Origin of the sequence: Paraburkholderia sp. SECH2, assembly GCF_030464795.1 — a bacterium.
GTDB lineage: Bacteria > Pseudomonadota > Gammaproteobacteria > Burkholderiales > Burkholderiaceae > Paraburkholderia > Paraburkholderia aspalathi.
Genome location: NZ_JALPRH010000014.1, coordinates 189,212 through 200,434, shown reverse-complemented (window position 1 = coordinate 200,434; position 11,223 = coordinate 189,212). Strand labels below are relative to the sequence as shown.

Genomic DNA, 11,223 nt, shown 5'->3' with positions numbered 1-11,223 from the left:
GGGCAACGCTAATAGACCACTAACAATGCAAGGAAAGGCACGAAAGCCAGAACAAAGAAAGGCACGAAAGCCAGAACAAGGAAAGGCCAAAGCCCCAAGAACACTGACAAACAAGACGCGCCGCAGGCCCCAATCTATATCGAAAAAGCGACCCAAAACTTGCTAAATCGCGGCAGCGCCGACAGCGAGTCACGCACCTTACAAACCCATATCCCCCGCAGAGATAGGCCCTGCCAGCGCCCAGCCACGGCAAACACCCAATTGCTGCACCGCAGCACACCCCGCCCACCTCTTTGAGAAATTAATTTCCGCTTGCGAGACTCCGCGCCATGCCGGATGAGTCGGGCAGGCCTAACCCGCCCCCCATCCATGACATCCTCAATAAAACCTGGATGGAGACACGCGTGTTCCTTTACGGCTTTGGTCCGGTGTTGCTAGCCGGCACGATCCAGACGATCGAGCTGTCCGTCCTGTCGCTGGCAGCTTCCGTGCTGCTCGGCCTCGCGGGCGCAGCGGCGAAACTCTCCTTCAACCGCCCGCTCAGGGCAATCGCAACCGGCTATACGACGCTGATCCGCTCGGTGCCCGACCTCGTGCTCATGCTGCTGCTCTTCTACAGCATCCAGATCGCGGTCAACAATCTCACCGATGCGCTCAATCTCCCGCAGTTCGATATCGATCCGTTCGTGGCCGGCGTGCTGACCCTCGGCTTCATCTATGGGGCGTACTTCACCGAAACCTTCCGCGGCGCGTTTCTCGCCGTGCCGCGTGGCCAGCTCGAAGCGGGCAGCGCCTACGGCATGAGCGGCGCACGCGTATTCACGCGCATCCTGTTTCCGCAGATGATGCGCTTCGCGCTGCCGGGCATCGGCAATAACTGGCAAGTACTGGTCAAGGCCACGGCGCTCGTGTCGATCATCGGTCTCGCCGATGTCGTCAAAGCCGCTCAGGATGCGGGCAAGAGCACCTTCAACATGTTTTTCTTCATTCTGGTCGCCGCGCTGATCTATCTGGCGATCACCACCGCGTCGAATCTCGTGCTGATCTGGCTGGAAAAGCGCTATTCCATCGGCGTGCGTCACGCGGAGCTCTAAGACCATGATCGACATTCTCAATCAATTCTGGCGCGCGTTCCTGTACTGGGACGGTCAGCGCATGTCCGGTCTGGCGGTCACGCTGTGGCTGCTGGTGGCGTCGATCGGGATCGGCTTCTTCATGGCGATTCCGCTCGCGGTGGCGCGCGTATCGAAGAAACGCTGGCTGTCGACGCCGGTGCGTCTCTACACTTACGTGTTTCGCGGCACGCCGTTGTACGTGCAACTGCTCTTGATCTACACCGGCATGTACAGCCTCGAATTCGTGCGCTCGCATCAGTTGCTCGACGCGTTTTTCCGCAGCGGTTTTCACTGCGCTATTCTCGCTTTCGCCCTGAACACCTGCGCATACACCACCGAGATTTTCGCCGGCGCGATCCGTTCGACTTCGCACGGCGAAGTGGAAGCGGCTCGTGCTTACGGGATGAGCTGGTTCACGATGTACCGCCGCATTGTGATACCGTCCGCGCTGCGCCGGGCGCTGCCGTTGTACAGTAACGAAGTGATCCTGATGCTGCACGCCACCACGGTCGCGTTTACCGCCACGGTGCCGGACATCCTGAAGGTGGCGCGCGATGCGAATTCCGCCACGTATCAGTCGTTCGACGCGTTCGGCCTCGCGGCGCTGATTTACCTCGTGGTGTCGTTTGGGCTGGTGGCCTTGTTCCGTCGCGCGGAGCGTCACTGGCTGGGTTACCTGGCGGTGCGCACGCACTGAGCAGGCATGTTTCGATTGAGCGGCGCGGCAGGTTCGCGCCGTCACGTAGATTGATCCGTATTTTCAAAGGGAGAGCATCTTGCTCCACACGACTCAAACCGAAGCTTGCAAGCTCGCCGTCCAGGACATCCACAAGCGCTACGGCGACAACGAAGTGCTCAAAGGCGTGTCGCTGAACGCAAACAAGGGTGACGTGATCAGCATCATCGGCGCGAGCGGATCGGGCAAGAGCACCTTCCTGCGCTGCATCAATTTTCTCGAGCGGCCGAACGCGGGGCAGATCGTCGTCGACGGCGAAATGGTCAAAACCAAAGCCGACCGCGCCGGCAATCTGGAAGTGGCCGATCACAAGCAACTGCAACGCATCCGCACGAAACTGGCGATGGTGTTCCAGCACTTCAACTTGTGGGCGCACATGAACGTGATCGAGAACATCGTCGAAGCACCGATTCATGTGCTCGGCATGTCGCGTCGCGAAGCCGAAGAACGCGCGCGCGAATATCTCGAGAAGGTCGGTCTCGCGCCGCGTCTGGAAAAGCAGTATCCGTCGCATCTGTCGGGCGGTCAGCAGCAACGGGTCGCCATTGCGCGTGCGCTGGCGATGAACCCCGACGTCATGCTGTTCGACGAACCCACGTCCGCGCTCGATCCCGAACTGGTCGGCGAAGTGCTGAAGGTGATGCAGAAGCTCGCTGAAGAAGGTCGGACGATGATCGTCGTGACGCACGAAATGGGCTTCGCGCGCAACGTGTCGAACCATGTGATGTTCCTGCACCAGGGCCGCACCGAAGAAGAGGGCTTGCCCGCTGAAGTGCTGACCACGCCGCGCAGCGAACGGCTCAAGCAGTTCCTCTCCGGCAGCCTGAAGTAACGCGCGGCTCGCGCATTCCGCGTTTTACTGACAAGTGATGGCTCGCACGTCCAACCCGGCTCGCACCACGCAGGTCGCCATCGTCGCCTTGCCGCCGGTGTCGATGTCGGGCGTGGGGCCGATTGTCGACGCGCTTAATCTCGCCAACGAAATCGACGGCCGGGCGTTGTATCGCGTGCAGGTGTGTTCATGGGACGGCCGTGCGGTGCCCTTGTCGGGAGGTGCACAATGGCCGGCCGATGCCGCCTTCGGCGATGCGATTTCGTGCGACTGGCTGATCATCGTCAGCGAACGGTTCCAGCAATTCGCCGATTACCGGCTGTTTCTGGCAAGTCTGTCGCGCGTCGGGCAGCGCACGCCGCTCGTCACCGGCATTCATCATGGCGTCTGGTGGCTGGCGATGGCGGGGCAGTTGTCCGGCTATCGCGTGAGCGTCAACTGGGAAACCTATCAGCAGTTCTCCGAGCAGTTCGAGCGCTCGATCGTTACCCAACAGATTTTCGAAATCGACCGTGATCGCGCAACTTGCGCGGGCGGTCAGGCGACCGTCGACTTCATGCTGGCGATGATCGGCCGCGATCACGGGCCCGAATTGGCGGACCGGATTGCCGATACGCTGGGCGTCGGCGTATTGCGCGCGGGCGAAGAGCGTCAGCGCATTCCGTTCGTGACCGCACCGGGCGAGCGTCATCCACGTCTGAACGATGCGCTCATGCTGATGGAAGCGAATATCGAAGACCCGCTGACCACCGATGAAATCGCCGGTCTCGTCGGTGTCTCGCGGCGTCAGCTGGAGCGCCTGTTTCGTCAGTATCTCGGCTCGATGCCGTCCAAATACTATCTGGGGCTGCGGCTTTCGAAAGCGCGCACGCAATTGCAACGCACCAGCAAATCGGTGGTGCAGATCAGCCTTGCTTGCGGGTTTTCGTCGGCGGCGCACTTTTCGAATGCTTACCGCGAACGCTTTGGTGTCACACCACGCGAGGATCGTCGTAACTGGATCGACAAGCAGACCGGTGCGACCGGCGCCGCGGCCAGCGAGCCGCGCCCGGCCGCGTTGATCGAACGGCCCGACCAGGCGGAATAACCAGACGGAATAAACGGCCGGAAAGCACGCAGTCTGCAAGCTGCACGCGACATATCCGCCGGAAGCTCATAGAAAGCGTCGCGTATGCGCAAGACGTATCGCGCGCAGTTTCCTACACTACCTGTACTACCTCTCACCTGTAACGAGGATTTGCCATGAACGACCTGACTGTGACACGCCAGACCTTCGACGAAGTGATGGTGCCGGTGTTTTCGCCCGCCGCCTTCGTGCCGGATCGCGGTCTCGGCTCACGCGTCTGGGATACGCAAGGCCGCGACTATATCGACTTCGCCGGCGGTATCGCCGTCACTGCGCTCGGTCATGCCCATCCTGAACTGCTGAAAGTCTTGCACGACCAGGGCGGCAAGCTGTGGCACATCGGTAACGGCTACACCAATGAACCGGTGCTGCGCCTTGCCAAACGTCTCGAAGAACTGACTTTCGCCGACCGTGCGTTCTTCGCCAACTCGGGCGCGGAAGCGAACGAAGCTGCGCTGAAGCTGGCGCGCCGCGTCGCGTTCGAGCGCCATGGCGCGGATAAGGTCGAAATCATTTCGTTCACGCAGTCGTTCCATGGTCGTACGTTCTTCACGGTGAGCGTCGGTGGCCAGCCGAAGTATTCGGAAGGCTTCGGCCCGGTGCCGGCCGGCATCATCCATCTGCCTTACAACGATATCGAAGCGGCGAAGAAAGCGATCGGCGCGAAGACGTGTGCGGTGATCGTCGAGCCGATCCAGGGCGAGGGCGGCGTAATCCCGGCCGATCCGGCATTCCTGAAGGCACTGCGCGAAGCCTGCGATGAGCACGGCGCACTGCTGATTTTTGACGAGGTACAAACGGGTGTGGGCCGCAGCGGCTATTTCTACGCGTATCAGGACACCGGCGTGACGCCGGACATCCTGACCACCGCGAAGGCGCTCGGCAACGGTTTCCCGATCGGCGCGATGCTGACCACCAACGAACTGGCCGCGCACTTCAAGGTCGGCGTGCATGGCACGACCTACGGCGGCAATCCGCTGGGCGCGGCGATCGCGGAGAAGGTGGTCGAGCTGATCAGCGACCCGAAGGTGCTCGAAGGCGTGCGTACGCGCAGCGAAGCATTGAAGGGCCAACTCGCGAAGCTGAACGAACGCTTTGGCCTGTTCAAGGAAGTGCGCGGCAAGGGTCTGTTGATCGGTGCTGAGTTGACCGATGCATTCAAGGGCCGCGCAAAAGATTTCGTCACGGCTGCGGGTCAGCACGGCGTGATCATGCTGATGGCGGGTCCGGACGTGCTGCGTTTCGTGCCGTCGCTGATCATGCCGCTCGACGATATGTATGAAGGCTTCGCGCGTCTGGCGAAGGCGATCGAAGAGATCGTCGGCGCAAAGACTGAAGCCGCGTCGAAGTGAACCACGGCAGCGAGCTAAAGCACTGAATCATGCGTCACATTCAACAGGAACGATGATGCTCTTCGTACGCCCCGGCCGCCTCGCCGATCTCGATGCGCTCGAACATATGGCGCGCACCGCGCAACCGGTGCTGCATTCGCTGCCGCACGATCGGGGCGCGCTCGAAGCGCGCGTCGCGTTGTCGGAAGACTCGTTTCGCGCGGATGTGGATTTTCCGGGCGAGGAGTTCTATCTGTTCGTGCTCGAGGATGCACAGAGCGGCAAGTTGATGGGCACGGCGAGCATCGTCGCTGCTGCCGGTTACTCCGACCCGTTCTACGCGTTTCGCAACGACGCGCTGATTCATGCGTCGCGTGAGTTGCACGTGAATCGCAAGATTCACGCGCTGACCATGTCGCATGAGTTGACGGGCAAGAGCCGGCTGGCGGGCTTCTATATCGACCCGTCGCTGCGTGGCGATGCGGCCGCGCATCTGATGTCGCGCGCGCGGATGATGTATATCGCCGCCAATCGCAAGCGCTTCACGCCTGAAGTGTTCTCGCTGCTGCTCGGCGTGACCGACGACTCAGGTGTGTCGCCGTTCTGGGAAGCGGTGGGGCGCAAGTTCTTCGGCCGCAATTTCGCCGACATCGAAATCGAATCGGGCGGACGCAGCCGCACCTTTATCGCCGAAGTGATGCCGACCTATCCGATCTATGTGCCCTTGCTGCCGGAAGCGGCGCAGCGGGTACTCGGCGAGCCGGATTCGAAGGCGCTGCTCGCGTATGACATTCACCTCGAAGAAGGCTTCGAGACGGATCGCTTTATCGATATTTTCGACGCGGGCCCGGTGTTGACCGCACAGGTGGATCGCAGCGCCTGCGTGACGCGCAATGAAACACGTGTGGTGCGCGAAGCCGGCGCGGCAGCCGAAGGCTCGACCTATCTGATCGCGCATAACGGTGCAGGCGGTGAGTTCCGCTGCGTGCTCGATACCTTGTCGGGCGAAAAGGCGGCCGGCGCGTCGCTGTCGCATGCGGCGCGCGCCGCACTCGGTGTGCAGGAGGGCGACGCGGTACGCTGCGTGCCACTGCATCAGCCGCATCAGGAAGAATTGACGGGAGACGCACGATGATCGTCGTTCGTGTTGTGCAACGAGGCGATGTGGACGCGCTCATGCGGCTCGCGCAGGAGACCGGTCCCGGTCTCACCACCTTCAAGCCGGATCGCGATGCATTGGCGGCGCGCGTTGAGCGTGCCCGCCGCACGATGGAAGACAAGGCCGAGCCGCACGAAGCCGGTTACTTCTTTGTGATGGAAGACACCGACACCGGCGACGTGGCCGGCGTATGCGGCATCGAAACGTCAGTCGGCCTGCAGCAACCGTTCTACAACTATCGCGTGAGCACGGTGGTGCACGCGAGCCAGGACCTCGGAATCTGGACGCGCATGCGCGCGCTGAACATTTCGCATGACCTGACGGGTTACGCCGAAGTGTGTTCGCTGTTCCTGAGCCCGCGTTACCGCACGAGCGGCGTCGGTGGTTTGCTGTCGCGTTCGCGCTTCATGTTTCTCGCGCAGTTTCGCGAGCGCTTTCCGCAGCGTTTGTGCGCGGAATTGCGTGGCCATTTCGATGCGGAAGGCACCTCGCCGTTCTGGCGTGCGGTCGGCTCGCATTTCTACCAGATCGATTTCAACGCGGCGGACTATCTGAGCTCGCACGGCCGCAAGGCGTTTCTCGCCGAGCTGATGCCGCGTTATCCGGTGTATGTCGAGCTGTTGCCGGAAGAGGCGCAGGAATGCGTCGGCCTCACGCATAACGACACGATTCCGGCGCGCCGCATGCTCGAATCGGAAGGGCTGCGCTACGAGAATCACGTCGATATCTTCGATGCGGGCCCGGTGCTCGAATGCCATATCGCCGACTTGCGCACGGTGCGCGAAAGCGTGGTGGTGCCGGTCGAGATCGCCGACGTGCCGGCGGGCGCGCCGCAGGATGCACCGCGTTCGATGGTATCGAATACGTCGTTGGGCGATTTTCGCGTGGGCGTGGCCGCGGGCGTGCCGCAAGACGGCGTGTTCCGTATGAGCGCCGCCGAGGCGGCCGCACTCGACGTCAAGGCAGGCGACCCGGTTCGGGTCCTGCCGCTGAAACACAAACAAGGATGATCATGAGCGAGCTTTTCATCGACGGCGAATGGGCCGCCGGCACAGGACCCGCATTCGCGTCGCGCAACCCGGGTACCGGCGCGACGGTGTGGGAAGGCAATAGCGCATCGGCGGACGACGTCGATCGTGCAGTGCGCAGCGCGCGCCGTGCGTTCGCGGCGTGGTCGGCCTTGAGCCTCGACGAACGTTGCGGCGTGGTGCGCCGCTTCGCCGCGCTCGTGACGGAACGCAAGGAAGCGCTTGCCGAAGCGATCGGCCGCGAGACCGGCAAACCGCTGTGGGAAGCGCGCACTGAAGCCGCTTCGATGGCGGCGAAGGTCGAGATTTCGATTCAGTCGTACAACGAGCGCACCGGTGAAAAACGTTCGCCGATGGCTGACGGCACTGCCGTGCTTCGGCATCGCCCGCATGGCGTGGTGGCGGTGTTCGGGCCGTATAACTTTCCGGGGCACCTGCCGAACGGGCATATCGTGCCGGCATTGATCGCGGGTAACGCGGTAGTGTTCAAGCCGTCGGAACTCGCGCCGGGCGTGGCGGCACTCACGGTGCAGATCTGGCGCGATGCGGGCTTGCCCGCCGGCGTGCTGAACCTTGTGCAAGGCGAGAAAGAGACGGGCATTGCGCTCGCCAACCATCGACAGATCGACGGCCTGTTCTTCACGGGTAGTTCGGATACCGGCACATTGCTGCACAAGCAATTCGGTGGCCGTCCGGAGATCGTGCTGGCGCTGGAGATGGGCGGCAACAATCCGCTCGTGATCGGACCGGTGGCGGACGTCGACGCGGCCGTGCATCACACGATTCAATCGGCGTTTCTGTCGGCGGGGCAGCGTTGCACGTGCGCGCGTCGTATTTTCGTACCGAACGATGCGTTCGGTGACCGCTTTGTAGAACGCCTGACCGAAGTGACGTCGCGCATCAGCGTCGGCGAATACAACGCCGATCCGCAGCCGTTCATGGGCGCGGTGATTTCGGCGCGTGCGGCTTCGCGTCTGGTCGCGGCCCAGGAGCGTCTGCTGGCCGACGGCGCGAAAGCACTGCTGAAAATGGAGCAGCGCGATCCGAAACTCGGCTTCGTCACGCCGGCGATTCTCGACGTGACCGCCGTGAAGGACCTGCCGGACGAAGAGCATTTCGGGCCGCTGGCACAGATCATTCGTTACGGCACGTTCGACGGAGCGCTCGAAAAAGCCAACGATACCGAGTTCGGTCTTTCCGCCGGCCTGCTCGCCGACGACGAAGCCCTGTGGACGCATTTCCAGCGCACCATTCGCGCGGGTATCGTCAACTGGAACCGGCCGACTAACGGTGCATCGTCGGGCGCGCCGTTCGGTGGTCCGGGACGTTCGGGCAATCACCGGCCGAGCGCGTTTTATGCTGCCGACTACTGCGCGTATCCGATGGCGTCCGTCGAAAGCGCGCAACTGCAAATGCCCGCGAGCGTTTCGCCGGGCCTTCAATTCTAAGGATCGACGATGCAAGCCACTGAAGCCAATTTCGACGGTCTCGTCGGCCCGACCCACAATTACGCCGGGCTCTCGTTCGGCAACGTTGCGTCGCAGAACAACGAGAAGTCGGTCGCCAATCCGAAGGCCGCTGCCAAGCAGGGCCTGCGCAAGATGAAGCAGTTGGCCGATCTCGGCTTTCATCAAGGTGTGTTGCCGCCGCAGGAACGTCCCTCGATGCGTCTGTTGCGCGAGCTCGGTTTTTCGGGCGACGACGCGACGGTGATCGCGCGCGTGGCCAAGGACGCGCCCGAGTTGCTGGCCGCCGCAAGTTCGGCTTCGGCGATGTGGACCGCGAATGCGGCGACGGTGAGTCCGTCGGCCGACACGCATGACGGCCGCGTGCACTTCACGCCGGCCAATCTGTGCAGCAAGCTGCATCGCGCGATTGAGCATGAATCGACGCGCCGTACCTTGCGTGCGATTTTCAGCGACGCCGATCGTTTCGCGGTGCATGAAGCGCTGCCCGGCACGCCGGCACTCGGCGACGAAGGCGCGGCGAATCACACGCGTTTCTGCTCGGAATACGGCACACGTGGCGTCGAATTCTTCGTGTATGGCCGCAGCGAATATCGCCGCGGACCGGAGCCGAAGCGTTTTCCCGCACGTCAGACCTTCGAGGCGAGCCGCGCGGTCGCGCATCGTCACGGTCTGGCAGAAGCGGCCACGGTGTACGCACAGCAAAACCCCGACGTGATCGACGCGGGCGTGTTCCATAACGACGTGATCGCGGTCGGCAACCGCAATACGCTGTTTTGCCACCAACTCGCGTTCGTCGAACAGAAGGCGGTGTACGACGAACTGCGCACGAAGCTCTCCGGGCTGAAGGCGGAGTTCAACGTGATCGAAGTGCCCGACGCGCAAGTGAGCGTGTCCGACGCGGTCACGTCGTATCTGTTCAACAGCCAGTTGCTGACGCGCCCGGACGGCAAGCAGGTTCTGGTGGTGCCGCAGGAATGCCGCGAGAACGAGCGCGTGGGCGCCTATCTGGACGATCTGACCTCGCACACCGGTCCGATCGACGACGTGCTCGTGTTCGATCTGCGCGAAAGCATGAAGAACGGCGGCGGCCCGGCATGTTTGCGGCTGCGCGTGGTGCTGAACGACGTGGAGCGCGCGGCAGTGACGTCTGGCGTGTGGATCAACGACAAGCTGTTCGGACGCCTCGATACGTGGATCGAAAAGCACTATCGCGATCGTCTCGCACCGTCCGACCTGACCGATCCGCAATTGCTCGCCGAGTCGCGCACCGCGCTCGATGAATTGACGCAGATTCTCGGCCTGGGTTCGCTGTATGACTTCCAGCGCTGAGCACGGCATGCCGTTTTCGATGCTCGACGATTTCCTTGCCTATACGTTAGCGGGAACGCGGCCTGGCGCGCAGGAAACGCAAGGTGTGTGCGGCAACAATGCCAACGCCGTGCGCTGGTCATGGCTCGACGACGGCGTGCTGCTCATGGAGCCCGCGGTGCGGAATGAAGGCATCCGCAGTGTGCTCGTCTCTGCCGGCGTGCATGGCGATGAAACCGCGCCAATTGAACTGCTGTCGTATCTCGTGCGCGATATCGCACGAGGCGATGCCGCGCTGTCGTGTCGCCTGCTGGTGATTCTCGGCAACGTCGACGCCATGCGCGACGCGTGCCGCTATCGTGACGACGATCTGAACCGCCTCTTCAGCGGACGTCACGAGCAGGTGCCGCACAGCCACGAAGCGCCGCGCGCGGCGGCGTTGGAGCGTGCGGCAACGCAGTTCTTTGCCGCGGCGTCGCAGGAGCCGGGCGCCCGTTGGCACGTCGACATGCATACGGCGATCCGCCCCTCGGCTTTCGAGCAATTCGCCTTGTTGCCGCACACCGGCAAGCCGTTTTCGCGCGCCATGTTCGAGTGGCTCGGCGAAGCGCGCATCAGCGCCGTCCTGCTTCATACGACTAAGGGCAACACCTATTCGCACTTCACCGCGCATGCATGTGGCGCCGAAGCGTGCACGCTCGAACTCGGCAAGGTGCGCCCCTTCGGGCAGAACGATCTGACGCGTTTCGCCGGTGCGGACGAAGCGGTGCGTCATCTGCTGGCCGGCACAAAGAACGGCAACGCGCCCGCGGCAATGCCGCGCGTGTTCACCGTGATCGACCAGCTCACCAAGCAAAGCGACGCATTCGAATTGCTGGTGGCCGCGGACGTGCCGAATTTCACGCCCTTCGTGAAAGACACCGTGCTCGCACGCGACGGCGATTATCGCTACACCGTGCGTCACGATGAGGAACGTCTCGTGTTTCCGAACGCAACGGTCAAGCCCGGTTTGCGCGCGGGTTTGCTGGTGGTCGAGACGACGCAGGACACGCTGTCCGGTCTCGTTTAGACGTGCCATTGCAGCGCAGAACGTTGCGCGCCTTCGCGCGCAACGTCTCA

General features: G+C 62.5%; 10 protein-coding genes. All 10 read left to right on the top strand.

The genetic code is table 11. The annotated features are described in order from the left end of the window. Positions 1-404: 404 nt before the first annotated feature. Positions 405-1,094, top strand: coding sequence for an ABC transporter permease (locus M0D66_RS22995; RefSeq protein WP_063497873.1), 690 nt, complete (start codon positions 405-407; stop codon positions 1,092-1,094). A gap of 4 nt (positions 1,095-1,098) precedes the next feature. Continuing rightward, positions 1,099-1,812 (top strand): ABC transporter permease, encoded by a 714-nt coding sequence (locus M0D66_RS22990; protein WP_054043065.1) that lies wholly within the window; start codon positions 1,099-1,101, stop codon positions 1,810-1,812. A 79-nt stretch (positions 1,813-1,891) separates the two neighbouring features. Then, entirely contained in the window at positions 1,892-2,683 is a 792-nt protein-coding gene (locus M0D66_RS22985; protein WP_054043063.1) for an ABC transporter ATP-binding protein, read from the top strand. Between the two features lie 37 nt (positions 2,684-2,720). Continuing rightward, positions 2,721-3,770, top strand: coding sequence for a GlxA family transcriptional regulator (locus M0D66_RS22980; RefSeq protein WP_093632258.1), 1,050 nt, complete (start codon positions 2,721-2,723; stop codon positions 3,768-3,770). Positions 3,771-3,925: 155 nt separating this feature from the next. Further along, entirely contained in the window at positions 3,926-5,161 is a 1,236-nt protein-coding gene (locus tag M0D66_RS22975; RefSeq protein ID WP_093632261.1) for an aspartate aminotransferase family protein, read from the top strand. Between the two features lie 55 nt (positions 5,162-5,216). After that, on the top strand, positions 5,217-6,275 hold the full coding sequence (gene aruF / locus M0D66_RS22970) for an arginine/ornithine succinyltransferase subunit alpha (RefSeq protein WP_093632263.1): 1,059 nt from the start codon (positions 5,217-5,219) through the stop codon (positions 6,273-6,275). After that, positions 6,272-7,309 carry an arginine N-succinyltransferase gene (gene astA / locus M0D66_RS22965; RefSeq protein WP_054043058.1) on the top strand — a complete coding sequence of 346 codons (1,038 nt, stop codon included), beginning with the start codon at positions 6,272-6,274 and terminating at the stop codon, positions 7,307-7,309. The genes aruF and astA overlap by 4 nt, the downstream gene beginning before the upstream one ends. Before the next feature lie 2 nt (positions 7,310-7,311). Continuing rightward, positions 7,312-8,775: a succinylglutamate-semialdehyde dehydrogenase gene (astD, locus tag M0D66_RS22960; protein WP_266211666.1), complete on the top strand. Its 1,464-nt coding sequence runs from the start codon at positions 7,312-7,314 to the stop codon at positions 8,773-8,775. 9 nt (positions 8,776-8,784) lie between these two features. Continuing rightward, positions 8,785-10,125, top strand: a complete 1,341-nt coding sequence (gene astB, locus M0D66_RS22955) for an N-succinylarginine dihydrolase (protein WP_200621527.1) — start codon at positions 8,785-8,787, stop codon at positions 10,123-10,125. Then, positions 10,109-11,173 carry a succinylglutamate desuccinylase gene (astE, locus tag M0D66_RS22950; protein ID WP_266211665.1) on the top strand — a complete coding sequence of 355 codons (1,065 nt, stop codon included), beginning with the start codon at positions 10,109-10,111 and terminating at the stop codon, positions 11,171-11,173. Before astB ends, astE begins: the two co-directional genes overlap by 17 nt. Positions 11,174-11,223: the final 50 nt, after the last annotated feature.